The following is a 24,633-nucleotide window of genomic DNA, read 5'->3' as shown; positions in this document are numbered from 1 at the left end:
TTTCACTCCTTGCGGTTGCGTAAGAGGCGGGGCCGCTCAGCGACCCCGCGAAGGTAGTGCCTGAGCGCGCTAAGACGTCACCCGGCTGACGATGGCGGTGGTGCCGTCGAAGCGCTCGAAGGTCACCAGAGTGCCTGCCGCGAGTTCGGTGGCGCCGGTCTCGGCCACGCGCAGGCGATAGAAGTCGCCATTGATCTTGATCCCGCTGGCGTCGTCGAAGTCGCGCTTGAGGGTGGTAAAGGTGTGTCCCTGCTCCACGCCGGTGCCGGTGGTGCCGTAGGCCACCCCGCTGGGAGAGAACCACGGGCGGATCACCTTGACCGAGAGCGGGAGCAGAATGCCCGAGAACACGCCCATGGCCAGCAGTTGCCAGGGAAGTGTCAGCCCCAGTACCGCGACGGCCGAGGTAAGGGCGGCGGCGACACCCAGTGACAGCAGTACCAGAACACCGGAGGTGAGTTCCGCCAGGCCCAGCAACAGGGCGATGGCTAGCCAGATGAGGGCGGGGTGCCAGTCCATGGTAGTCTCGCTAATGAAGAGTATCCCTGTCGCGCAATTGCAGGACCTGCGCAACACCATGTTACAACGTAATCCCATGGTATAGGAGAGCGCCATGCTGCACACCCTGGTAACTCGCCATTTCTCGGCGGCGGCCCTCGTCCTGGCCGGTGGCGCTGTGCTGGCGACCCCCGCTCCGGCAACGGAAGAGGAAGCCCAGGCGCAGGAGCGGATCGAACAGGCCGCACCTGAGCAGGTTGAGACACAGCAGGAGCAGGGCGAACTAGATGACAGCGCAGCGGTAGCCGAGGACGATAAGCAACAGGCGGGGGCCGGAGAGGCGAACATAGAGGGTGACCATGCGGGGCACGACGAGCCTGCCGCCGAGCCTGAAGAGGATGAGCACGCCGACAATCCGGCCGTACAGGCCTATCGCGACACAGCCGCGCGCATGCACGCCGACATGCTGACGGAGTTCAGCGGTGACGCCGACGTCGACTTCGCCCGTGGCATGATTGTCCACCATCAGGGTGCCATCGACATGGCCCGCGTGGCGCTGGAGCATGGCGAGGACGACGCCATCCGCGACCTGGCGCGAGAGGTCATCGAGGCCCAGGAAGCCGAGATCGCCTTCCTGCGCGACTGGCTGGCCCGGAACGGCGACGACGAAGCCGAATGAGGGTCAGCGTGTGACAGCGTCCGGTTCGCGTTGAACCCGCCGGCGGCATGTCTCTCATGCCGCCGATTCCTACCCGCCCTTTTTCCTACGCCCCACCCATACGCCATCGCTACGCCCCCCGGGGAGGAGGACGCCTGCGCCGCGATTGGCGAGCCTAGGCGAGTTCTTTTCGCCGTGCCGCAACGGCAGCGGCATCGATAACAACAACCCGGAGGTTCTCTCATGCCTTGGACACGCCATGCTGTGAGCGTCACCCTGCTGGCCGCGCTCGGCAGCGGCCTGGCCTTTTCCGCCTACGCCTTCGACGATGATCGGTTGACGATCTGGATGGGCGACAACAAGGGCTACGACGGCATCCGCGAGGTGGCGAGCCAGTTCACCGACGACACCGGCATTGCCGTCGACATCGTCAACCCCGACAACCTCACCGACCGCTTCCAGCAGGCCGCCGGCAGCGGCCAGGGGCCGGACATCGTGATCTGGGCCCACGACCGCACCGGCGAGTGGGCCCAGAGCGGGCTGCTGGCCCCCGTCTCGCCCTCCGCGGATTTCCGCGAGCGCTACTTCGACTTCACCTGGGACGCCAGCCTGTGGAACGGCGAGCACTACGGCTACCCCATATCGGTAGAGGCGTTGGGGCTGATCTACAACAAGGCGCTGGTCGAAACACCGCCGGAGAGCTTCGCCGAGCTTGCGGCGCTGGATGCCGAGCTCGCCGAGCAGGGCAAGAAGGCGATCCTGTTCGACTACGGCGAACCCTACTATGGCTGGACGCTGCTGGCCGCCAACGGTGGCTTCCCCTTCCGCCAGACCGAGGAGGGCTTCGATGTTGCCGATATCGGCGTCAACAACGAGGGCGCCATCCAGGGCGCCGAGCAACTGGCGGAGCTGATCGAGAGCGGCGTGCTGCCGCGCGGTACCAACTACAGCATCATGGACACGCGCTTCAACCGCGGCGAGGTGGCAGCCATGATCAGCGGCCCCTGGGCCTGGAGCAATCTCGAGCGCAGCGGCATCGACTACGGCGTGGCGCTGCTGCCCAGGGTCGGCGAGGAGCGCGCCAAGCCGATGTTCGGCGTGATGACGGCGATGATCAACAGCGCCTCGCCCAACGACTTCCTGGCCGTCGAGTTCCTCGAGAACTACCTGCTCAATGAGGCGGGCATGCGCACCTTCAACAGCGACGGCACCCTGGGCGCGGTGGCCCACATCGGCTACCAGCAGGAGCTGGAGCGCGACCCCAACATCGCCGCCACCCTGGAGAATGCCGAGCTGGGCATGCCGATGCCCAACATTCCCGAGATGGGCGCCTTCTGGGCCGCCATGGAGCCGGCATTGCAGAACATCGGCAGCGGTCGTCAGTCGCCTCGCGAAGCGCTGGACGCCGCGGCCCGCCGCATGCGCCAGTAAGCCCACCTCGCTCGAAGCCCGGCCGGCGGCCAATACCGCCGGCCCGGCGCAGGACGCTACCCATGTACACCACCAATGCCTCCCGGGGGTTGCCCCGGCACCGCTCTCGCTACCCTGCCGAGCGCTATAGCCGCTGGTCGCTGCGCGCGCTGGTCGCTCTCGTCGTGCTGGCCACTCTCTGGCTGGTGCTGGCCTTCCACCTCCACGGCCAGCCGATCTTTGCGCTGCTTTTCCTGATGCTCGGCGCCGCGCTGGGGGTGGTCTTCAGCCGGCGCCGGCTGATGAGTCATCGCTATATCTTTCCCGCCGTGGCCGGCATGGCTCTGTTCGTCATCTTTCCGCTGCTCTACACCGTCGGCATCAGCTTCAGCAACTACAGCTCCAGCAACCTGCTCAGCGAGGAGCGGGTGCGCTCCCAACTGCTCTCGCGTACCTATCAGGAGGAGAGCGCCACCTTCGGTTTTCAGCTCTACCGCACCGAGGCGGGCGTTCGGCTCTTTCTGGAGCGCGAGGGCGATTCGGGCGAGGCGGTGGACGCGGGAAAGGCTCAGGCCGAGGCAGCGCTGCGTGGCGTGACACGGTTTACCACGGGGCCGATTGCGCTTGAGGGTGAGGGGCAGCGCCATGTGCAGATCCACCCCGGAGGCGAGCCGGCCGGCGAGTCCTTGGCCATGCGCGAGGTGGTCGCCAAGCGCGATGCCTTGCAGAACCTGGTGCTGACCACCCCCGATGGGTTGGAGCTGCGCATGGTCGGGCTGCGCCATTTCGCGCCCATGCTCGATCGCTATGAAGTGCGCAATGACGACAGTCTGTACGACCGCCGCGACGATCTCCTGCTGACCGCCGATCACGAGACCGGTTTTTTCGTCACAGATACCGGTGAACGCATCACCCCGGGCTGGCCGGTGGCGGTGGGGCTGGACAACTACGCGAAAATCTTTCTCGACCCCGACATCCGCGGGCCCTTCATTCAGATCTTCGTCTGGACCTTCGCCTTTGCCGGGCTCACGGTGCTGTTCACTCTGATGGTCGGCTTCGTGCTCGCCTCGCTGCTGCAGTGGGACCAGCTGCGCGGCAAGGCGCTCTACCGCACCTTGCTGATACTGCCCTACGCGGTCCCGGCGTTCATCTCGATCCTGATCTTCAAGGGCATGTTCAACCAGCACTTCGGCGAAATAAACCTGATCCTCGACGCCCTGTTCGGCGTACGTCCCAGTTGGTTCACCGACCCCTGGCTGGCGCGCAGCATGCTGCTGATCGTCAACACCTGGCTCGGCTACCCCTACATGCTGCTGCTGTGCATGGGGCTGATCCAGTCCATCCCCAAGGATCTCTACGAGGCCTCGGCGGTGGATGGTGGCGGCCCGCTCACCAACCTGTTCCAGATCACCCTACCGCTGATCATCAAGCCGCTCACACCGCTGCTGATCGCCTGCTTCGCCTTCAATTTCAACAATTTCGTGCTGATCGCCCTGCTCACCGGGGGCAACCCCGACATTCTCGGTGCCAGCACCCCGGCGGGCACCACCGACCTGCTGGTGAGCTACACCTACCGCATCGCCTTCCAGGACGCGGGGCAGAACTTCGGCCTGGCCGCCGCCATCGCCACGCTGATCTTCGTGCTGGTGGCGGGGCTGGCGCTGCTCAACCTGCGCCTGGCCAAGGTCAGGGTCTGATCGGTTACAGGAGAATCGTCATGGCCATGGTTCAACCGCGTTCGATCCGTTTACGCAAGCTGGGGGCCCATCTCAGCCTGTGCGGCTTTCTCACGCTGATTCTGTTTCCGCTGCTGTTGGTGATCTCGATCTCCTTTCGCGAGGGCAACTTCGCCACCGGCAGCCTGATTCCCGAGAACTTCTCGCTGGAGCACTGGGCGCTGGCACTGGGCATCCCCTGGGAGCGCACCGACGGCAGCGTGGTGCAGCCACCGTTCCCGGTGCTGCTGTGGCTGTGGAACTCGGTCAAGGTGGCACTCGTTTCGTCGCTGCTGATCGTGCTGCTTTCGACCACCAGCGCCTACGCCTTCGCCCGCATGCGCTTCGCCGGCAAGGGGCCGATCCTCAAGGGCATGCTGATCTTCCAGATGTTCCCGGCGGTGCTCTCGCTGGTGGCGCTCTATGCCCTGTTCGACCGTCTGGGGCAGTTCGTCGGCTGGCTCGGCATCAACACCCACGGCGCGCTGATCGTCGCCTCGCTGGGAGCGGTGGCGCTGCATATCTGGACCATCAAGGGCTACTTCGAATCCATCGACGGCTCGCTGGAAGAGGCTGCCATGGTCGATGGCGCCAGCACCTGGCAGGCGTTCCGCTATATCCTGCTGCCGCTGTCGCTGCCGATCCTGATGGTGGTATTCATCCTCGCCTTCGTCATGAGCATCATGGAGTACCCCATGGCCTCGGTGCTGCTGGTCGACGAGCACAAGCTGACCCTGGCCGTCGGCGCCCAGCAGTACCTGGCCGACCACAACCAGCGCTGGGGCAACTTCGCCGCCGCGGCGGTACTCTCCGGCCTGCCGATTACCATTGCCTTTCTGATTTGCCAGCGCTGGATCATCGGTGGGCTAACCGCGGGGGGCGTGAAGGGTTGATTTTCCTCGTCCTGTGCGACGCGTTTTGCCCCGGCCTTGGCCGGGGTTTTGTGATCATCCTTCACGCTGTGTTCAGTCACCAAAGCGGGCAGTTACCACTCGCTCAGCAATGGCCAGCAAGCCTTCGGGCTGCCAGGCGGAGCGTCCAATGAAGAGACCGGCTACCTCCGGTAGCGCGGCGAAGTCGGCGCAGTTGTCGAGGTTGACGCTGCCACCGTAGAGCACCGGGATGGTCGTGCCCTGGGGCGTCGTCGGCAGCGCCTCGTGGATACGGCGATGAATCCAGCCGGCGTCGTCGGCGGTGGCTGGCGTGCCATGTTCGCCGATGGCCCATACCGGTTCGTAGGCGATCAGTATCTTGTCCAGATCCTCTTCGCCGACGTCGCTGAGGGCGATGCGACATTGTCGGATCACGGTGTCAGCGGCCACTCCCAGGCATTTCTCCTCGGCTGTTTCGCCAACACAGATCAACGGGTGCAGCCCGTGGGCCAGAGCAGCCTTGACCTTGAGGTTGATCGCCGCATCGGACTCATTGAAGTATTCGCGGCGCTCGGAATGCCCCAGCTCCACGATAGTGGCGCCGCAATCCTTGACCATCAGCGGTGAAATCTCGCCGGTGAACGCGCCTCGTTCGGCCCAATGCATGTTCTGGGCACCAACCATCACAGGTTCATCGATCAGTGTCTGGCAGACGTGGTGCAGGGCGGTAAAGGGAGGAATCACGAAGCCCTGCAGGCGTCCGTCCCGAAACCGGTCGTCCCCCCGCAGGGCCTGCGCATAGTGGGCTGCTTCGCCCAATGTCTTGTTCATCTTCCAACTGGTGCCTACCCAGAACGGCGTCGTCATGGCGTGCTCCTGTGGTGCGGTTGTTGGTGGGGAAAGGGGTGCTCGGCTCAGTCGTGCCGGATGCCGTAATCCCGGATCCAGTGCAATGAGTCTTCCGTCGTGCCGCTGGGGATGTACTCCAACGAGACGTAGCGATCGAAGCCCATGCGCTCGAGCTCGGCGAACAGGAAGCGGTAGTTGATCTCGCCGGTCCCCGGCTCATGCCGTCCGGGGTTATCCGCCAGTTGAATGAAGCCGATACGCTCGTTGTAGCGACGGACCGTCTCGATCAGCTCACCTTCCGAGCGCTGCATTTGATAGAAGTCGTACTGGATCAGCAGGTTGGGGTGTTCGATGGTGTCCAGAAGAGCTGCCGCCTGAGCGGTGTTCACCAGCGGATAGCCGGGGTGGGTGATCGGATTGAGCGGTTCCACCATCAGCCGGATACCGGCCTGTGCCGTGGCTTCGGCCGCATGACGCAAGTTGTCGACCAGCGTCCTGTGCTGCATCTCCTCGGACAGGTCGTCGCGCGGGTAGCCGAGCGGGCAGTTGAGTTGCGTGCAGCCGAGCTGTTCGGCGATGTCGATGGTGGCATCCACGCCTTCGCGAAACTCGTTGACTCGTTCAGGCAAGACGGCGATACCACGTTCCCCCGCCTCCCAATCTCCGCCCGGCAGGTTGAAGTGCACGATTTCGACGTCGGCCTCGGTGGCAGCATCGCGAATCCGCTCGGGCCTTTCACAGAACGGGTAAGGGTTATGGAATTCGATGTGTCGAATTCCTGCCGCCTTGGCGCGGGCAAAACGTTCTAGGAAGGGCACCTCGGTGAACATGAACGTCAGGTTGGTGGCGAGCTTTAGCATGTTGGTTCTCCAGTGTTGTTGTGGTCGGGCCTAAGGAAGACGGCAGTACGAACCGCCATTTCACGGGGACGGGGAGGTGGGGAAAACCGGTTGACAGCCCAAAAATTGTTCACTAGCGTTATTTTTAACAGTGCATGAAAAAAATTTCAAAGCGGAAGCGAACGATGAAGAACAACCAATCGAGCCATGGCGAAAAGGATCTGGCCCTGCGCGCGGCATGGCTTTCGTATGTTGGCGGTTATACCCAGGCCGAGATCGCCGATCGTCTGATGGTGTCGAGGATGAAGGTGCACCGGCTGATCGCCTTGGCTCATGACATGGGAGCGGTCAAGGTCTTCATTCAGGGGTCTCCCGAGGACTTGCTGAAACTGGAAGACGAGCTGAAGCAGCGCATGAACCTCGAGGTTTGTTCCGTGGTGCCTGCCATCCCATCTGAGGAAGGGGTCAACCCGTTCGCCAACCTGGGGACGGCTGCCGCCCATTATCTGAAGAGTCGTCTGGATGCCAAGGACGTCGAGGTGCTGGGACTGGGTTGGGGGCGGAGTTTGTCGGAGATGGTCAACCGTCTTCCGCAGATGGACTACCCCGACCTGAAGATGGTCCCCGTACTGGGAAGTGTCGTTCGCAAGATGGCCCTGAACCCCTATGACGTCATTCATCGCCTGGTCGACAAGACAGGGGGCGAAGGGTACCTGCTGCCGGTGCCACTGTTTGCCGACACCGCGGAGCACAAGCGGGTGCTGATGGAGCAACGCAGTGTCCATGACGTGATCAACATCGCGGTGTCGGCCGACCTGACCATGGTGGGGCTGGGGGCCGTACCGTCCCAAGGGCATTCCCTGCTCATGGAACTCGGGGAAATCGATGCCGAGGATTCCCGCCGGCTTCACGAAGCCGGCGCCGAGGCGGAACTGCTGGGTCAATTCCTGGATGCCCGTGGTCATCAGGTGGATTGCGAGATCAACGGTCGCACCCTGGGGCTGAGTCTGGAGCAGTTACGTGAGCACAACATCGTTGCCGTGGCCGGTGGCGAAGAGAAGGTACACGCCACCCTCTCGGTCTTGCGCAGTGGGCTGCTCAAGGGGTTGATCACCGACGAGATCGTCGCTCGCCAGGTGCTCGCTCTGCTCGACTAACGAGGCGTAGCAGCCCACGCCATCAAGACAACGAAAACCAATAGAACAACGACAACAATCAGGAGACACGCCCATGCCGGATGACGTGATCGTCGGTCTGGATGCCGGCACCTCGGTGATCAAGGCGGTGGCTTTCGATCGCCAGGGCCGGGAACTGGCCAAGACCCAGTGCGAAAATCGGCTCGAGACCCGCCCCGATGGCGGTGTCGAGCAGAGCCTTTCGGGAACCTGGGAGGCCGCCTGGACCACGCTCAAGAACCTGTTTGCCGAGCATCCGGCGCTCGCTGCACGACTCGCTGCCATCGCGGTGACCGGCCAGGGCGACGGTACCTGGATGATCGACGACCGGGGCCATCCCGTGGGTGATGCCCTGCTGTGGCTCGACAGCCGCGCCAGCGACATCGTGTCCCATTGGCGGGCGACCAGTATCGGTCCAGAGGTCTATCGTCGCACGGGGACCGGGCTCAACCAGTCGGTCCAGAGCGGCCAGCTAAGCTGGCTCGATCGTCACGATCCCGAACGCGTCGCTGCAGCGGCCACCATCTTTCACTGCAAGGACTGGCTGTATTTCTGCCTGACCGGTGATCGTGCCACCGACCCGGCCGAGGCGCTATGGACCTACGGTGACTTCCGTAGCGGCGACTACTCGGACGAGGTGCTCGAGCAGTTCGGTCTGGCCGAACACCGCAAGCGGCTGCCACGGATTCTCGACGGTAGTCGTGAACATGGCGACCTCTGCGTCGAGGTGGCCCGGAAGATCGGCGTGGCCGAAGGCACACCGGTGGTGCTGGCGCCGGTCGACATGCTGGCCACTGCCCTCGGTGCCGGTGTCTACGAGCCAGGCAAGCGGGTGGCCTGCAGCATCATCGGTACCACCGGGGCACACCTGTGCGTACGTGAGGACTCGCGCGACATCGTGCTCAGTAACCAGTCCTGCTACACCATGCCCTGTGTCGCGCCCGGTACCTGGGTCCAGCTGTGCTCCAATATGGCTGCCACGCTCAACCTGGAGTGGTTTATCAAGGGGCTCAACCAGATGCTCGAGGCGTTGGGCGAAGCGCCGCTGACTGCCGCAGGTTTGCTGCCACGGCTCGATGCGGCGCTGGCCACTACCGAACCGGGGCGGGTGGTCTATCACCCCTTCATCTGTACCAACGGCGAACGTGGTCCTTTCTTCAATCCCCGTGCCCGGGCCCAGTTCCTGGGACTTTCCACCGAGGTCAACCATCTGCACATGGCGCGGGCCATCTACGAGGGCGTTGCCTTCGCCGCCCGCGACTGCTACCACGCCCTGGAGGCTCATCCGGAGGAACTGCGGCTGACCGGCGGCGCCGCCCAGAGCAAGACACTGTGCACCATCCTCGCTTCGGTGATGGGAGTTCCGGTTCGCACCATGACCCGGGGCGAAACCGGTGCGGCCGGCGCCGCCATGGTGGCGAGCCTGTGCCTGGGGCACCACCGCGACCTGGCCGAGGCCTGCCAGACCTGGGTGACCCCCTTCCTGGCCGAGGAGTGCGTGGTGCCTGATCCCGCCTTGCATAACCTCTACGAACGGTTGTTCGGGGTTTACCGGCGCTCTCATACCAACGCGGACGGCTTCTGGCGCCATCTCGAGCGCGTCATCGCCGAACGCTGAAGCGGCCCACGATTTCCCCCGAATGGAGGCAAGCATGTCCGATTCATCCGCCAAGGCCCAGACGCGCGACCGCCGTCCCCTCTACGACCTGCTGATCATTGGTGCCGGCATCAACGGTGCGGGCTTCGCCCGGGACGCCGCCGGTCGCGGCCTGTCCGTGGCGCTGTGCGAGAAGGACGATCTGGCCCAGGGCACCTCGTCGCGCAGCGGCAAGCTGATTCACGGCGGCCTGCGCTACCTGGAGTACTACGAGTTCCGCCTCGTACGCGAGGCGCTCAAGGAGCGCAGCGTCATGTTGAAGAAGGCGCCCCACATCATCTGGCCGATGCGCTTCGTGCTGCCCCACAGCCCTGAGCAGCGTCCGGCCTGGCTGGTTCGGGCCGGCCTGTTCCTTTATGACCACCTGGGCGGCAAGGAGGATCTGTTGCCGGGTAGCCGCGGCCTGGACCTGCGTACCTGCCCGGAAGGCGAGGCGATCAAGGACGAGTACCCCAGGGGCTTCGAGTACGCCGATTGCTGGGTGGACGATTCGCGCCTGGTGGTACTCAACGCCCTCGACGCCGCGCGCCTCGGGGCCAGGATCTTCACCCGCACCGCCTGCACCAAGGCCACCCGCCTGGCCGATCGCTGGGAGGTCGAGCTCACCGACACCGAGAGCGGGAAGATCACCACTCTCGCCGCAAGGGCGGTGATCAACGCCGCGGGCCCCTGGGTGGACAAGGTGCTCAAGGGCGCCTTCGATCAGGGGGGCAAGGACAGGGTCAAGCTGGTCAAGGGTAGCCACATCGTGTTGCCCAAGCGCTATGCCACCGCCAACTCCTATCTGCTGCAGAACGACGACAAGCGGGTGATCTTCGTCAATCCCTACGAGGGTGACAAGCTGCTGGTGGGCACCACTGACATCGTCTATGAGGGCGATCCGGACAAGGTGGCCATCGACCAGGAGGAGATCGACTACTTGCTCGGCGTAGTCAATCGCTACTTCAAGACCCCCTATACCCAAGACGACATCCTGACGAGCTTCTCCGGCATCCGCCCGCTATTCGATGACTCTCAGGACAACCCTTCGGCGGTGACCCGCGACTATGTCTTCGATGTCTCAGCTGCGAACGGCAAGGCGCCGCTGCTATCGGTATTCGGGGGCAAGATCACCACCTATCGCAAGCTTGCCGAGCACGGCCTGGAAAAGCTTGCTCCCTACTTCCCGGAGATGGGCAAGACCTGGAACGAGACCGTGCCGTTGCCCGGTGGCGACATGCCCAGTGCTGACTTCGAGGTCTTCCTGAAGGGGTTGAAGCGCGACTACCCCTGGCTCGAGGAGGCCACTATCACCCGCTATGCCCGCCTCTACGGCACCATCGCCCGATGGATACTCGGCGAGGCCAAGTGTCACGAGGATCTGGGCGAGCACCTGGGGGCCGATCTCTACGCCGTGGAAGCCCGTTATCTGGTCGAGCACGAGTGGGCGCGCAGTGCCGCGGACATCCTCGAGCGACGCACCAAGCTCTACCTGGTCATGAGCGATGAGGAGGTCAAAAGGGTCGAGGCCTGGGTGGCGCGGGAGATCGACGCTTCCCGGGGCGTCAAGGCCGCCGTCGGCGCTGACAGCATGGCCACTTCCTGAGCCCGGTCCGCCGCTTGCGCCGGCACAGACATTCCAACAACAAGAGGTCGTTTCACCATGAATGCATCAGTCAACGCGGAACCGATACCGCGGCCCAGGAAAGGGCGTGGCATCGTCACGGCAATCGGTATCGCGCTCGTCCTGCTGGCCGCCATGGCCCTGGACACCAAGGTCGTGAAGATTGGATCGGAAGCGGACCTGGGGAATGACGGTTTTTCGGCCGAACGCTTCGGTGCGGAGCAGTTCCCCATCGTCCGGGCCAACGTCGAGGAGCGTACCGTCGAGGCCAGCAAGCTGGCGGCCGCCATCGCCGAGGACCAGACCGCGGCCGGCGAGCGCTATGGGGTGCCGTCCGGCATCGGCCCGGTGATTCCCCTCAGCTTCTCCGGTGTGGTTGGAGAGGGCAAGGCCGGCATCTACACAGTCGATGTCGAAGGCGTTCCCGAGGATCTGACGATTCGGGTGCAGACCGGGCCGGCCATCAATGGGACCGATCTGCGTGATGCCACCGGCGACATCCAGTTCGGCCAATTCACCAACCAGATCGAATACCAGAATGCCGCGGCGGCGATCAACGCCGAGATGAAGCAGCAGGTGCTGGCGGATATCGATACCAGTGACCTGACCGGCAAGACCATCGCGGTCACTGGTGTCTTCCAGCTGATCAATCCGCATAACTGGCTCGTGACACCGGTCCGGCTGGACGTGCAGTGAGCCAGACATCCCTCAAGGGTGAGCATGTCATGAGTCAGATACCTCACAAAGAAGACAGCGTCGATGAAGTCATCCTTTCGGCACGTCACATCGCCAAGTCCTTCGGCAATGTCCATGCCCTGAAGACGGTGAACTTCGATATCCATCGCGGCCAGGTCACCACCCTGTTCGGCGAGAACGGTGCCGGTAAGTCGACGTTGATGAAGATCCTGTCGGGTGTGCTTCAGCCGACATCGGGCGAGATTCTCCTGGAGGGCCAGCCGGTGAGTATCGCCTCGACCACGGAGGCACAGCGTCTCGGCATCTCGATCATCCATCAGGAGCTGAGTCTCGCGCCCAATCTCAGCGTGCGCGACAACATCTTCATGGGACGCGAGCTGGGTGGGCCGACCAACATTGACTACGCCGAGGAGGAGCGCCAGACACGGCTGCTGATGGAGGAGCTGGATGAGCCCATTGATCCGCTGACCCTGGTGGAAGACCTGCGTCTGGGTCAGCAGCAGATCGTCGAGATTGCACGGGCGCTGTCGGCGAACTCGCGAATCCTGATCATGGATGAGCCGACCTCGGCGCTCTCCGCCTCGGAAGTCGAGGTGCTGTTTCGGGTGATCCGCGATCTCAAGAGCCGTGGTGTCTCGATCGTCTATATCTCTCACCACTTGGAGGAAGCGCTGCAGATCACCGACCACGCGGTGGTGCTGCGTGACGGCATCATGACGGCCTACGCCCAGCGCAAGGACATCGACCTGGAGTGGATCGTGCGCAACATGGTCGGCGAGGGCTTCGACCTCGGCTCGCCGCCCACCGGCTACCGCATGGGAGACGTGGCGCTGTCGCTGCGCGAGGTGTCCGTCCCCGATGCTTCGGTGCCCGACCGCTCGGCCGTCGATCGGCTATCCCTCGACGTGCGTGCCGGCGAGATCGTCTGCATTTACGGGCTGATGGGCGCGGGTCGCACCGAACTGCTCGAGAGCGTCGCCGGCCGCACCCCACTGGCGGGGGGGAGCGTCGTGCTCGAGGGGCACGACGTCACGAGCTTGAGCATCGCCGAGCGCATCGAGGAGGGCCTGGTGCTGGTGCCCGAAGATCGCCAGCGAGACGGGCTCGTACAGACGATGTCGGTGGGCGAGAACCTCTCGCTGGCCAGTATCGGCGCGTTCACCCAGTGGCTCTTCACCTCGCGCCGGCAGGAACGGGATGTCGTCGAGGCCTCCATTGGCAACGTGCATATCAAGACCGACGGCGGTGACGCCGACATCGGCTCGTTGTCGGGTGGCAACCAGCAGAAGGTCGTCATCGGCAAGATGCTGGCGACGCATCCCCGGGTCGTGCTGCTCGACGAGCCCAGTCGCGGTATCGACATCGGCGCCAAGGCGGAGGTGTTCCGGCTACTCAGTGAAGGTGCACGGCAAGGGCTGGCCGTCGTCTTCTCGACCTCCGAGGTCGGCGAATGCCTGAGTATCGCTCACCGGGTCGTGGTGATGAGTCGCGGCAGGATCTCGGCGGAGTTCGGTGCCGACGTCACTAAAGAAGAGATCATGGCCGCCTCGGGTGAAGCCGTGGTCGCGTGATTCACACGAATAGCGGAGACCATAACAATGACCAACGTCAGCCAAGCCACAGCATCCACACGACCGGGCTCGTCCGGTGGCGGCCTCGACCTGGGGCGCCTGCTGCTCGAGGGCAGGGCGTTTTTCGCCCTGATCGCGATCATCGTCATCTTCTCGATCCTGTCGCCGGTCTACTTCTCGGCGAACAACTTTTTGACCATGTCTTCGCATGTGGCGATCTTCGGACTGCTGTCCATCGGCATGCTGCTGGTCATCCTCACCGGCGGCATCGACCTGTCCGTGGGCTCGACACTGGGGTTTGCGGGCGTGTTCGCCGGTTTCCTGATGCAGGGGGTGTCGTTCGAATTCTTCGGCGTCGTGGTATATCCCCCCGTATGGGCGGTCGTGGTTCTGACCTGCGCGCTGGGGGCTTTCGTCGGTGCGATCAATGGCGTACTCATCGCCTATTTCAAGGTGCCTGCATTCGTCGCCACCCTGGGCATGCTCTATGTTGCCCGCGGCGTCGCCCTGTTGATGACCGACGGCCTTACCTACAACAACCTCGGCGGCAGCCCGGAGCTTGGCAATACCGGCTTTGATTGGCTCGGTTTCAATCGCCTGTTTGGCGTGCCGGTCGGCGTGCTGATTCTGGCGGCCGTGGCTATCGCCGCCATGCTGGCGCTGACGCGCACCCCCTTCGGCCGTTGGGTCTATTCCACCGGCGGCAACGCCCGGGCGGCGGAGCTGTCCGGGGTGCCGGTCAAGCGCGTGCAGGTGACGGTCTATGTGCTGTCGGGGATCTGCGCCGCCATCGCCGGCCTGGTGCTGTCGTCGCAACTGACCTCGGCGGGACCGACGGCAGGCACCACCTACGAACTGACCGCCATTGCCGGCGTGGTCATCGGCGGCGCGGCGCTGACCGGCGGCCGTGGCAACGTGCGGGGCACGCTGCTCGGGGCGTTTGTGATCGGCTTCCTGTCCGACGGGTTGGTGATCATCGGCGTCTCGTCCTACTGGCAGACCGTGTTCACGGGGGCCGTCATCGTTCTCGCCGTACTGCTCAACAGCATTCAATACAGCGGCCGGAAGAAGAAGCGCCCGGCGCCTTCCGACGCTCAGACGTCTTCCTCACAGCAGCGTAACGCGACCTGGCGTGCGGATACCGCTGTGGAAAGCCCAGCCGAGGAATCGGCATCACAACCACAACAGTAAGGAAGGTCCACCATGTTCAAGACTGGAAAGCGCCTGCTGATCGCCGCTCTCGCCGTGAGCGCTCCGTTCTTCGCCGGAGCCGTCTCGGCCCAGGATCAGGGGCTCATCTCGATCATCGTCAACGACAATTCCAACCCCTACTGGTTCACCGAGGGCAAGGTTGCCCGCGAGACCGCCGAGGAGTTGGGTTATCAGGCCAATGTCAGTTCTCATAAAGGCGATACCAACGCCGAGAGCCGGCAGATCGATACCGCGATCACCAATCAGGCCAAGGCGATCATTCTCGACCCGGCCAATGCCGATGGTTCCATTGGTGCCGTGCGCAAGGCCGTCGACGCCGGGATCCCGGTGTTCATCGTCAATGCCGAGATCAACCAGCAGGGACTGGCCGAGGCGCAACTGGTATCCAACAACGCTCAGGGAGCGGCGTTGGGCGCCCAGCAGTGGGTACAGGAAATTGGCGGTGAGGCGAGATACGTCGAGCTCAAGGGCGCGCCCTCCGACAATAACGCCGCGACACGCTCGAACGGCTACGAGACCGTGCTCAGTCAGTATCCGAGCCTGGAGCGAGTCGGCGTGGACGTCGCCAACTGGGATCGCACCCAGGGCTACAACAAGATGCAGAGCTTGTTGCAGGCCAATCCCGGCATCCAAGGGGTGATCAGCGGCAACGACGAGATGGCACTCGGTGCCATCGCGGCGCTCAAGGAAGCCGGCAAACTCGACGATGTGGTGGTCGGTGGGTTCGATGGCTCGCCCGACGCGATCGATGCGGTCAAGGCTGGCGAGATGGCCTATACGGTTCTGCAACCGGTAGCGATCTTCTCCGAGCAAGCGGTTCGCATGGCAGACGAGTACATCCGTACCGGCGAGACCGGCTTTGACAGTGAGAAACATCTCTTCGACTGCCTGCTGGTCACTGCGGATAACGTGGATCAGTACACGGCCCCCTTCGTGCTTGCGCAGCAATAGGGCTCCTTTCCACACCCAACGGTGATGGGCGCCGGGGACAAGGCGAAGCGAGGATCTTTTGCCAGGGATGGCAAAAGTAGCGCCCATGGAAGGGTTTACAGCGCCCTCGCGAAGGCTTGTCGACGGGAAAGTCCATCATCCCGCTGATATACGATACTGCCCGGCCAAGTGCCGGGCAGTATCGTTATGGTGTCTGAGGGATTGCCTCAGTCGCTTAGTTGACGTGCCTTGCGGTGGTTCTCCAGTGTCATGGCGCAGGCGTCGGCGGCTTCACGTCCCTTGGTCACGAAGTGCTCATGGAAGAACGCCGTGTGGGTGGCATGCTCGTGGAAATGGTGGGGGGTGAGCACCACCGAAAGCACCGGCACCTCGCTGTCGAGTTGCACCTGCATCATGCCATCGATCACCGCCTGAGCGACGAAGTCGTGGCGATAGATGCCGCCATCGACCACGAAACCGGCACCGACAATGGCGTCATAGCGACCGCTCTTGGCCAGCAGCTTGGCTTGCAGGGGGATTTCGTAGGCGCCGGCGACGCTGAACACCTCGACCCGGTCGGCCTCGATGCCGTGGCTCTCGGCGAGGGTGGTGGTGAAGGCCTCGCGGGCCTGGCCGACGATATCGCTATGCCAGCTCGCCTGGATAAAGGCGATGCGAGGGGAGTGACTGGGGGTGGACTGATTCATGGTCTTCCTCGTTTATCATAACCAGAATCAGGGCATGCGGAACCCATCGACGACAACCGAGCCACGCGGCATCGGCCACGCGCGCCCGCTCCCGTCGGAGGCGCCGTTCTCTTCCATCCGGACTATCACCGTCGGCTTCGGAATCGCACCGAATCTGCTGACCCCGATCACGCCAGCGTCGTCAGGATGCGACGCAGGAACCGGACCGGGCGCTCGCGGGCTGAGGCAAAAGTCGCCATCACCGCCGGTGGGGACTTTCACCCCGCCCTGAGAACAATGACTGCGACCAAAGCCGCAGTCGGGTCATTGTATGCGGCGGCGACAGGCGCCGCCAGTCAAGCTGGTCTCTGCATCGAGAAATCGGCGCCGGCCGGATCCTCTATGTCGGTCCTGGAATCAGGAGCTAGTCCACGCAGCGATTGAGCTACGCTGGCAATTATTCAGTACTTCCTAAGCAGCGCTTCGGCCTGCTCAAGGACATTGTCGACGGTGAAGCCGAAGTGCGGGAACAGGTCTTCCGCCTTGCCGGACTCGCCAAAGGTACTCATGCCAACGACACGACCATCGAGGCCAACGTACTTGTACCAGAAGTCGCGGTGGCTGGCCTCGATGGCGAGCCGTGCGGTTACGGCGCGCGGCAGCACTTTCTCGCGGTACTCGGCGTCCTGGCCGTCGAAGCGGTAGGCCGAGGGCATCGAGACCACGCGCACCGCGCGGCCCTGGCTCTCCAGTTCGGCGGCGGCGTCCATCGCCAGGCCGACCTCGGAGCCGGTGCCGATCAGGATCAGCTCGGGCGTGCCCTCACTGTCCTTGAGAACATAGGCGCCGCGCTGGATCTCGGCCAGCTGCTGCTTGCTGCGCTCCTGGTGGGGCAGGTTCTGGCGCGACAGCACCAGCGCGGTGGGGCCGGAGTTGCGCTTGATCGCGGCATCCCAGGCGGCGGCGGTCTCGACCGCGTCGCAGGGGCGCCAGGTGCACAGGTTGGGCGTGGTGCGCAGGTTGGTCAGCTGCTCGATCGGCTGGTGGGTGGGGCCGTCCTCGCCCAGGCCGATGGAGTCGTGGGTGAACACATAGATGGCACGCTTGCCCATCAGCGCCGCCATGCGCACCGAGTTGCGCATGTACTCCATGAAGATCAGGAAGGTGGCGCCGTAGGGGATGAAGCCGCCGTGCAGCACGATGCCGTTCATGATCGCGCCCATGCCGAACTCGCGCACGCCGTAGTGCAGGTAGTTGCCGCTCGGATTCTCCCGCGAGATCGGCTTGGCGCCGCTCCAGAAGGTGAGGTTGGAGGGGGCGAGGTCGGCGCTGCCGCCAAGCAGCTCGGGCAGCTGCGGGCCGAGTTCGTTGAGGCATAGCAGCGAGGCCTTGCGCGTGGCGATGGTCTCGCCTTGCTCCTGCATCTTTTCGATGAACGCCTCGCTGGTGATCTCCGCCGGCAGCTGGCACTGGGTGCGGCGGGAGAAATCTCGGGCGAGTTCCGGATGTTCGTCGCGATAACGGGCGAAGCGCGCCTGCCAGTCGTCCTGCTGGGTCTTGCCCTGCTCGCGGGCATCCCAGGCCTGGTAGATCGGCTCGGGTACATGGAACGGCGCGTGCGGCCAGTCGAGCTGCTTGCGTGCGGCGGCAACTTCTTCGTCGCCCAGCGGTGCGCCGTGACATTCTTCCTTGCCTTGTTTGTTGGGCGCGCCGAAGCCGATGATGGTCTTGCAGATAATCAGGCTCGGCTTCTCTTCATGGCTGCGCGCCAGTTCGATGGCCGCCTTGATCTGCTCGGGGTCGTGGCCATCGACGTTGGGCACCACGTGCCAGCCGTAAGCTTCGAAGCGCTTGGCGGTGTCGTCGGTGAACCAGCCCTCGACCTCGCCGTCGATGGAGATGCCGTTGTCGTCGTAGAACACCGTGAGCTTGCCCAACCCCAGGGTGCCGGCCAGCGAGCTCACCTCATGGGAGATGCCCTCCATCATGCAACCGTCGCCGGCGAAGCAGTAGGTTTGGTGATCGACGATGGTGTGGCCGGGGCGGTTGAACTGGGCCGCCAGGGTCTTCTCGGCGATGGCCATGCCCACGGCATTGGCCAGGCCTTGGCCCAGCGGGCCGGTGGTGGTCTCGATGCCCGGCGCGTAGCCGAACTCGGGGTGGCCGGCGGTCTTGGCGTGCAGCTGGCGGAAGTTGCGCAGCTGCTCGAGTTCCAGCTCGTAGCCGGTCAGGTGCAGCAGGGAGTAGAGCAGCATCGAGCCGTGGCCGTTGGACAGCACGAAGCGGTCGCGGTCGGGCCATTTCGGGTCGTTGGGGTTGTGCTTGAGGTAGTCGTTCCACAGCACTTCGGCGATGTCTGCCATGCCCATCGGGGCGCCGGGATGGCCGGACTTGGCCTTCTGTACGGCATCCATGGACAGGGCGCGAATGGCGTTGGCCAGTTCGAAACGGGTCGGCATAACGGAATTCCTGTGGTCAGTGGGCAGCGAGACGGTCGGCGATCAGGCCCTCGAGACGTGCCTGATCCTCGGCGAAGCGGCGGATGCCCTCGGCCAGCTTGTCATTGGCCATGGCGTCCTGGTTGTGGCCCCAGCGGAACTCGGGCTCGGTCAGCGGCGTTGGGCGCTGACCACTGGCGCTCTCCATCACGATCCTGCGCGCCACCTCGCCATCGCTGGCGGCCAACTCCTCGAGCAGCGCCGGGGAGATGGTCAGCCGTGGGCAGCCGCCCAACGCCAGCACCTGGCCGATATTGCGGAAGCTGGCCCCCATCACCACGGTCTCGTAACCGCCCTGACTGACGCGCTGGCAGACCCCGCGCACGAACTGCACGCCGGGGTCGTTCTCGGCAGTGAAGTCCTGGCCGGTCGCCTGCTTGTACCAGTCGGTGACTCGGCCGACGAACGGCGAGACCAGGAACACCCCAGCATCGAAACAGGCCTGGGCCTGGGCGTCGCTGAACAGCAGGGTCAGGTTGCACTGGATGCCCTCCTTCTCCAGCACCTCGGCGGCACGGATGCCCTCCCAGGTCGAGGCCAGCTTGATCAATACCCGGTCCTTGGCCACGCCGCGCCGTTCATACAGCTCGATCACCTCAAAGGCCTTGCGAATACTGGCCTGGGTATCGAAGGACAGCCTGGCGGCGACCTCGGTAGAGACGCGGCCGGGCACAACCTTGGCGATCTCACAGCCCATGGCCACGGCGAGGCGGTCCACGGCGTGTTCGGCCTGGGTCTGTCGGTCGCCGCCCTCGGCCCGAATTACCGCCAGTTCCTCGTCGATCAGGGCCTGATAGCCGGGCAATTCGAAGGCCTTGAGGATCAGCGAGGGGTTGGTGGTGGCGTCCTGCGGCTGGTAGCGGCGGATGGCATCGAGATCGCCGGTATCAGCGACTACCAGGGAGAGTTGCTTGAGGGCGTCGAGTTGGGTGGGCATGTCGTGACTCCTGTCGATATGACGATCGATATCGATGTATATTTGTTTTGTTTGTGTTCAAATGATCGACGCCATTTCTGAAGGTGTCAAGGTGCTATCGGGCGGAAGGGTCGCTGTTATGATGCTTTGTTGGGAGGGATTATTATGAATATCAGTGTATTATATTGATACTTTGGATCTTTTATGGTCACGAAGCGCGTGTGTCGCGAAGGTTGGCATGGAGAGATTGGGTGTTCTTATGATCAATAGCTTTACAAATGAAAAGCCGGTGTTATTTTGATCATAGGGCCTGGCCGAGGATGGCCCTCTGGTCAGGTCGAAACTCCCTTCACACAGAGGTGACAGTCATGTTCAGTCAAGCCAAGCCGCTGCGTGTGGCCATCGGTGGAGACGAGGCCGCCTTCCAGCTCAAGGAGATGTTGATCGAGCATGTGCGCTCGCTGGGGCATGAGGTAGAAGATTTCGGTACCTACAATGCCGAGCCGATCCTCTATCCCGATGTGGCGGTGACGGTGGCGGAGTCGATTGCCGACGGTCGATTCGATCGCGGGATCCTTGTCTGCGGCACCGGCATCGGGGTGGCCATCTCCGCCAACAAGGTACCGGGCATTCGTGCCGCGCAGGCGCACGACACCTATTCCGCCGGCAAGGCCAGGACCAGCAACAATGCGCAAATCGTCACCTTGGGGGCTCGAGTGGTGGGGCCGGAGCTGGCCAAGGAAATCGTAGCGACGTTCCTGAAGAACGATTTTCCGGGCGGAGCATCGGTCGCCAAGGTGGCGCGAATTCAGGAATACGAGCGTGGGCTGACCCATTCGCGTGTCTGATTACCACGCGGAGGGTTGTGCTATCGTGTCCCGCTTGTCGAGAACCTGAGACTGTGGGACCCATGCCATGAATGAGCGTGTCGAGAACGCCGATATCGATATGATGACTGAAATCGCCACCCTCTATTATGTGGAAGGTGAGACACAGGAAGTCATCGCCAATCGTCTGGGTATCTCCCGCGTTCGCGTGGGACGTTTGCTCAAAAAGGCCCAGGCGGAGGGTATCGTCGATGTGCGGGTACGTCAGCACCCCGCTGTCAGCGCTGAGATTGAACGGGAATTAAAGCAGCGCTTCGGCATCAAGCGCGCGCTTATCGCGCTGGATCAAGGCGACACCGACGCCCAGCGTTCGGCAGTGGCCAGTCTTGTGGCGGATCATCTGGCACGCAGCCTGGTGGAGGGCAGTATCGTCACCGTGGGCATGGGACGTAACGTCGGTGCGGTCGCGGACAACGTATTTACGCAGGGCGAACGCAAGTGCTCCTTCGTCTGCGCCATCGGTGGATCTCAGCGGGCCGGCGAATACATGAACCCGGACCATATCTGCCGGCGCTTGGCGATGAAGTTTGGTGGCGATAGCGAGACGCTTTACGCCCCTGCGCTGGTACAGAGCACGGCGCTGCGCGACGAACTCTACGAGAATCGCACCGTCAGGCAGACCCTGGATCGTGCCCGTCGCGCCGACTTGGCGTTGGTCGGTGTCGGCGACCTCAGTGAAGACAGCAACATGGTGCGCATGGGCTGGTTCTCACCCCAGGAAATCGCTGAAGCTCGCCTTGCCGGCACGGTAGGGGACATCATGGGCTGCCACTTCATCGATATCCATGGCGGGCCTTCGGCCACCCCTATGCAGGGGCGGGTGATCGGGCTCAGCCTTACCGACCTGGCGCGTATACCCGATGTCATCGCCATCGCCAGCGAGAACACCAAGGCGGCAGGGATCCTTGGTGCCCTGCGCACCGGGGTGGTGGATACCCTGGCCACCAGCGTCACCAATGCGCATACCATCATTCATCTCGATGAGGCGACGGTGACGGAACGTTGAGCCTCGGATCGCGAGAATGCCCCGTAGTTAAAGCATGGAGCATTCAGGTCGGGGCTTACAGGGCAATACCAGGAATCTCCACCTGACGTGGGCAGGCCATGCCGTCCGCGCCGAACAAATGGCAGCGCTCGCCCGAGAGGCCAAGCTCGATGTGCTGGCCCTCCTCCAGGTGGGCCAGGCCATCGAGGCGCTGGGCGAGGGGCTCGCCGACACCTTCCACGCGCAGGTGGGCCAGCGTCTCGTAGCCGAGCTTCTCGGCCACCAGCAGTCGTGCGGCGAGGCGTACCTCGGCCTCGGCCGGGGTGACGAAGTCCTCGGCGCGTACCGCCAGCATGGCCGTATCGCCGGCCTCGAGACGCGTGCCGTCGACCGCCACGGCCAGCGTTTCGCCGTCGGGTAGGCGCACCGCGGTGCGCTGGCGGCCTGGGTCGATGATGGTGACCGGCAGCGTGTTGATGCGCGGCGAGCCGATGAAGCGCGCTACCTCCAGCGTGGCCGGGTAATGGTAGAGCGCGAGGGGGGCGCCGACCTGGGCGATGCGGCCGCCGGCCAGCAACACGATGCGGTCGGCCAGGGTCATCGCCTCGGTCTGGTCGTGGGTCACGTAGATCATGGTGGCGCCCAGGCGCCGGTGCAGTTCGGCGATCTGCACGCGCATGTCGACCCGCAGCGCGGCATCGAGATTGGAGAGCGGTTCGTCGAACAGGAACACCGCCGGCTCCTTGACCAGGGTGCGGCCGATGGCTACCCGCTGGCGTTGGCCGCCGGAGAGCTCCTTGGGTTTGCGTTCGAGCAGCTCGCCGAGATGCAGCATCTCGGCGGCGTGCTCCACCCGGCGGCGGATCTCGGCCTTGCCGGTGCGCGCCAGCTTGAGGCCGAAGGCCATGTTCTCGGCCACCGTCATGTGCGGGTAGAGCGCGTAGGACTGGAACACCATGCCGATGTCGCGCTCCTGCGGCGGTACTTCGTTGATGCGCTCGCCGTCGAGGCGCATCTCGCCGTGGCTGATCTCCTCTAGCCCGGCGATCATGCGCAGCAGGGTCGACTTGCCGCAGCCGGAGGGCCCGACGAAGACGACGAACTCACCGTCCTCGATGACCAGGTCGATGTCGCGGGAGACCTCGACTCCCGCGTAATCCTTGCCGATGCCACTGAGCGTCAGACGTCCCATGTGACCTCCTCGCCGACCGGGCAGCGCGCGATGGCGACGCCGTAGGGCGGCAGATGGACCTTGCCATCGCTCCAGATACCGTTGACCAGTGCCGGGGCATCGTCGAGCGGACTCGCCTCGCGCGGTGCGGTCAGGGTGCGCGGCTCGGCGCTGAAGTTGAGTGCCACCAGCAGTCGTTCGTTCGGCGCCCGGCCGGGATGGCGGCGCTCCAGGCAGAGCACCTCGTCGCGCAAGGGGTGGTAGTGCACGTCGCCTTTCACCAGTGTCATATGCTCGCGACGGAAGGCGAGGAAGGCGCGGTAGGCGTTGAGCAGCGAATCGGGATCGTCGTCCTGCCGGTCCATGGCCAGCGCCAGGTGTTCGTCGGGCACTGGCAGCCAGGGGGCGCTGGGTGAGAAGTCGCCATGGGGTGTGTCGGCGCACCAGGGCTGCGGGGTGCGACAGCCGTCACGGCCCTTGTAAGCGGGCCAGAAGGTGATACCGGCCGGGTCGACCAGTTGCTCCAGGGTCAGCTCGGCCTCGGGCAGGCCCAGCTCTTCGCCCTGGTAGAGGCAGACGCTGCCGCGCTGGGTCAGCAGGAAGGCCAGGTACAGGCGCAGCCGGACGGCATCGCCCTCGGCGTGCCAGCGCGTGGCGAGGCGTGGTACGTCGTGATTGCCCAGCGCCCAGCACGGCCAGCCGTCGCCGATGCGTGCCTCCATGGCGGTCATCGTCCGGTGTAGGAACTCGGGGTCGTGGCGCTCGCCGAGCAGGTCGAAGGAGTAGGCCATGTGCAGGCGGTTGCCGCCCTGGGTGTAGGCCGCCATCACGTTGAGCGAGTCGTCATCGCCTACCTCGCCGACGCTGGTGGTACCGGGGTACTCGTCGAACAGGGCCCGCAGCCGCTCGAGGAAGATCAGGTTCTCGGGCTGCGTCTTGTCATGGAGATGCTGCTGGAAGCCGTAGGGGTTGTCCGGCCGCGTGCCGAGGAAGCTCTCCACCGCCTCGTGGCGGGGCGGATTGTCCTTGAGTTCGCCGTGGGTGCAGAAGTTGATCGCGTCGAGGCGGAAGCCGTCGACGCCACGATCGAGCCAGAAGCGCACTTCGTCGAGAATCGCCTCGACCACCTCGGGGTGGTGGAAATTGAGATCCGGCTGGCTGGCCAGGAAGTTATGCAGGTAGTACTGGCAGCGGCGGGTATCCCACTGCCAGGCGCTACCGCCGAATACCGACTGCCAGTTGGTTGGTGGCGAGCCGTCGGCCTTGGCTTCGGCCCAGACGTACCAGTCGGCCTTGGGGTTGTCGCGGCTGGCCCGGCTCTCGCTGAACCAGGCGTGCTGGTCGGAGGTGTGCGAGAGCACCTGGTCGATGGTGACCTTGAGCCCACGGGCGTGGGCGGCCTCCACCAGGCGGTCGAAATCCTCCAGCGTGCCGAACATGGGGTCGACGCCGCGATAGTCGGCGACGTCGTAGCCAAAGTCCTTCATCGGCGAGGTGAAGAAGGGCGAGAGCCAGATGGCGTCGACGTTGAGCGAGGCGATGTAGTCGAGCTTGTCGATCACGCCGCGCAGGTCGCCGATGCCGTCGCCGTTGCTGTCCATGAAGCTGCGCGGATAGATCTGATAGATCACCGCGCCACGCCACCACTCCTGACCCTGCCTGCCGTAGATCTGCTGTGCGTTCATGCGTTGTCCTTGTCGCTTGCCATACGGGGAAACGTAGGATCGATGGTGACGTCGCGGGCCGCGGGGGGAATCCTCTACGCCCGGGATGCTTGAGGCGTAGCAGGGGGGAGGAGGTGTAGA

At 64.0% G+C, this 24,633-nt stretch carries 21 protein-coding genes and 1 riboswitch; of the genes, 13 read left to right on the top strand and 8 right to left on the bottom strand.

Annotation, left to right across the window (positions count from 1 at the left end):
- Positions 1 to 69: 69 nt before the first annotated feature.
- Complete coding sequence (locus HNO53_RS17810) at positions 70 to 519, bottom strand: NfeD family protein (RefSeq protein ID WP_209473949.1); 450 nt, start codon at positions 517 to 519, stop codon at positions 70 to 72.
- A 94-nt stretch (positions 520 to 613) separates the two neighbouring features.
- Between HNO53_RS17810 and copM the strand changes: the two genes are divergently transcribed.
- From copM to malG, 4 genes are all read left to right on the top strand, one after another.
- Entirely contained in the window at positions 614 to 1,177 is a 564-nt protein-coding gene (gene copM / locus HNO53_RS17805; RefSeq protein WP_209473948.1) for a CopM family metallochaperone, read from the top strand.
- 222 nt (positions 1,178 to 1,399) lie between these two features.
- Positions 1,400 to 2,587: a maltose/maltodextrin ABC transporter substrate-binding protein MalE gene (gene malE / locus HNO53_RS17800; protein WP_209473946.1), complete on the top strand. Its 1,188-nt coding sequence runs from the start codon at positions 1,400 to 1,402 to the stop codon at positions 2,585 to 2,587.
- 62 nt (positions 2,588 to 2,649) lie between these two features.
- Positions 2,650 to 4,263, top strand: a complete 1,614-nt coding sequence (malF, locus tag HNO53_RS17795; RefSeq protein ID WP_209473944.1) for a maltose ABC transporter permease MalF — start codon at positions 2,650 to 2,652, stop codon at positions 4,261 to 4,263.
- Between the two features lie 20 nt (positions 4,264 to 4,283).
- On the top strand, positions 4,284 to 5,174 hold the full coding sequence (gene malG, locus HNO53_RS17790) for a maltose ABC transporter permease MalG (protein ID WP_209473942.1): 891 nt from the start codon (positions 4,284 to 4,286) through the stop codon (positions 5,172 to 5,174).
- 72 nt (positions 5,175 to 5,246) lie between these two features.
- On the opposite strand, the gene HNO53_RS17785 is transcribed toward malG, so the two are convergent.
- On the bottom strand, positions 5,247 to 6,020 hold the full coding sequence (locus tag HNO53_RS17785) for a triose-phosphate isomerase (RefSeq protein ID WP_209473940.1): 774 nt from the start codon (positions 6,018 to 6,020) through the stop codon (positions 5,247 to 5,249).
- Positions 6,021 to 6,067: 47 nt separating this feature from the next.
- Positions 6,068 to 6,862 carry a hydroxypyruvate isomerase family protein gene (locus tag HNO53_RS17780; protein ID WP_209473938.1) on the bottom strand — a complete coding sequence of 265 codons (795 nt, stop codon included), beginning with the start codon at positions 6,860 to 6,862 and terminating at the stop codon, positions 6,068 to 6,070.
- Between the two features lie 164 nt (positions 6,863 to 7,026).
- Here HNO53_RS17780 and HNO53_RS17775 point away from each other — a divergent pair, with 164 nt between their 5' ends.
- The 7 genes from HNO53_RS17775 (at position 7,027) to HNO53_RS17745 (ending at position 15,706) form a co-directional block, all read left to right on the top strand.
- Positions 7,027 to 7,998: a sugar-binding transcriptional regulator gene (locus HNO53_RS17775; protein WP_209473936.1), complete on the top strand. Its 972-nt coding sequence runs from the start codon at positions 7,027 to 7,029 to the stop codon at positions 7,996 to 7,998.
- Between the two features lie 73 nt (positions 7,999 to 8,071).
- Entirely contained in the window at positions 8,072 to 9,634 is a 1,563-nt protein-coding gene (locus tag HNO53_RS17770) for an FGGY-family carbohydrate kinase (RefSeq protein ID WP_209473934.1), read from the top strand.
- A gap of 34 nt (positions 9,635 to 9,668) precedes the next feature.
- The gene (locus tag HNO53_RS17765; RefSeq protein WP_209473933.1) at positions 9,669 to 11,258 is read left to right on the top strand and encodes a glycerol-3-phosphate dehydrogenase; all 1,590 of its coding nucleotides are present in this window, start codon (positions 9,669 to 9,671) and stop codon (positions 11,256 to 11,258) included.
- A 57-nt stretch (positions 11,259 to 11,315) separates the two neighbouring features.
- Entirely contained in the window at positions 11,316 to 11,972 is a 657-nt protein-coding gene (locus HNO53_RS17760) for a DUF2291 family protein (protein ID WP_209473931.1), read from the top strand.
- A gap of 29 nt (positions 11,973 to 12,001) precedes the next feature.
- Positions 12,002 to 13,543: a sugar ABC transporter ATP-binding protein gene (locus HNO53_RS17755; protein WP_209473929.1), complete on the top strand. Its 1,542-nt coding sequence runs from the start codon at positions 12,002 to 12,004 to the stop codon at positions 13,541 to 13,543.
- 27 nt (positions 13,544 to 13,570) lie between these two features.
- Complete coding sequence (locus tag HNO53_RS17750) at positions 13,571 to 14,734, top strand: ABC transporter permease (RefSeq protein WP_209473927.1); 1,164 nt, start codon at positions 13,571 to 13,573, stop codon at positions 14,732 to 14,734.
- A 12-nt stretch (positions 14,735 to 14,746) separates the two neighbouring features.
- Positions 14,747 to 15,706 carry a D-ribose ABC transporter substrate-binding protein gene (locus tag HNO53_RS17745; protein ID WP_209473925.1) on the top strand — a complete coding sequence of 320 codons (960 nt, stop codon included), beginning with the start codon at positions 14,747 to 14,749 and terminating at the stop codon, positions 15,704 to 15,706.
- Positions 15,707 to 15,912: 206 nt separating this feature from the next.
- On the opposite strand, the gene HNO53_RS17740 is transcribed toward HNO53_RS17745, so the two are convergent.
- The 3 genes from HNO53_RS17740 to tal form a co-directional block, all read right to left on the bottom strand.
- On the bottom strand, positions 15,913 to 16,392 hold the full coding sequence (locus tag HNO53_RS17740) for a 6,7-dimethyl-8-ribityllumazine synthase (protein WP_209473923.1): 480 nt from the start codon (positions 16,390 to 16,392) through the stop codon (positions 15,913 to 15,915).
- A 101-nt stretch (positions 16,393 to 16,493) separates the two neighbouring features.
- Positions 16,494 to 16,671, bottom strand: a riboswitch (FMN riboswitch).
- Between the two features lie 161 nt (positions 16,672 to 16,832).
- A complete protein-coding gene (gene tkt / locus HNO53_RS17735) occupies positions 16,833 to 18,830 on the bottom strand; it encodes a transketolase (protein WP_209473921.1) in 1,998 nt (665 codons plus the stop codon).
- 16 nt (positions 18,831 to 18,846) lie between these two features.
- The gene (gene tal / locus HNO53_RS17730; RefSeq protein ID WP_209473919.1) at positions 18,847 to 19,806 is read right to left on the bottom strand and encodes a transaldolase; all 960 of its coding nucleotides are present in this window, start codon (positions 19,804 to 19,806) and stop codon (positions 18,847 to 18,849) included.
- 347 nt (positions 19,807 to 20,153) lie between these two features.
- Here tal and HNO53_RS17725 point away from each other — a divergent pair, with 347 nt between their 5' ends.
- Both HNO53_RS17725 and HNO53_RS17720 read left to right on the top strand, forming a co-directional pair.
- On the top strand, positions 20,154 to 20,633 hold the full coding sequence (locus HNO53_RS17725) for an RpiB/LacA/LacB family sugar-phosphate isomerase (protein WP_209473917.1): 480 nt from the start codon (positions 20,154 to 20,156) through the stop codon (positions 20,631 to 20,633).
- Positions 20,634 to 20,700: 67 nt separating this feature from the next.
- Positions 20,701 to 21,678 (top strand): sugar-binding transcriptional regulator, encoded by a 978-nt coding sequence (locus HNO53_RS17720; RefSeq protein WP_209473915.1) that lies wholly within the window; start codon positions 20,701 to 20,703, stop codon positions 21,676 to 21,678.
- A 55-nt stretch (positions 21,679 to 21,733) separates the two neighbouring features.
- On the opposite strand, the gene ugpC is transcribed toward HNO53_RS17720, so the two are convergent.
- Together ugpC and HNO53_RS17710 are read right to left on the bottom strand one after the other, a co-directional pair.
- On the bottom strand, positions 21,734 to 22,849 hold the full coding sequence (gene ugpC, locus HNO53_RS17715; RefSeq protein WP_209473913.1) for a sn-glycerol-3-phosphate ABC transporter ATP-binding protein UgpC: 1,116 nt from the start codon (positions 22,847 to 22,849) through the stop codon (positions 21,734 to 21,736).
- Positions 22,837 to 24,513 carry an alpha-amylase family glycosyl hydrolase gene (locus tag HNO53_RS17710; protein ID WP_209473912.1) on the bottom strand — a complete coding sequence of 559 codons (1,677 nt, stop codon included), beginning with the start codon at positions 24,511 to 24,513 and terminating at the stop codon, positions 22,837 to 22,839. Before HNO53_RS17710 ends, ugpC begins: the two co-directional genes overlap by 13 nt.
- Positions 24,514 to 24,633 lie beyond the last annotated feature (120 nt).

Origin of the sequence: Billgrantia antri, assembly GCF_017868935.1 — a bacterium.
Taxonomy (GTDB): Bacteria; Pseudomonadota; Gammaproteobacteria; order Pseudomonadales; family Halomonadaceae; genus Halomonas; species Halomonas antri.
Note: the sequence above shows the minus strand (reverse complement) of the source record. Positions and strands in the feature narration are given on the sequence as shown.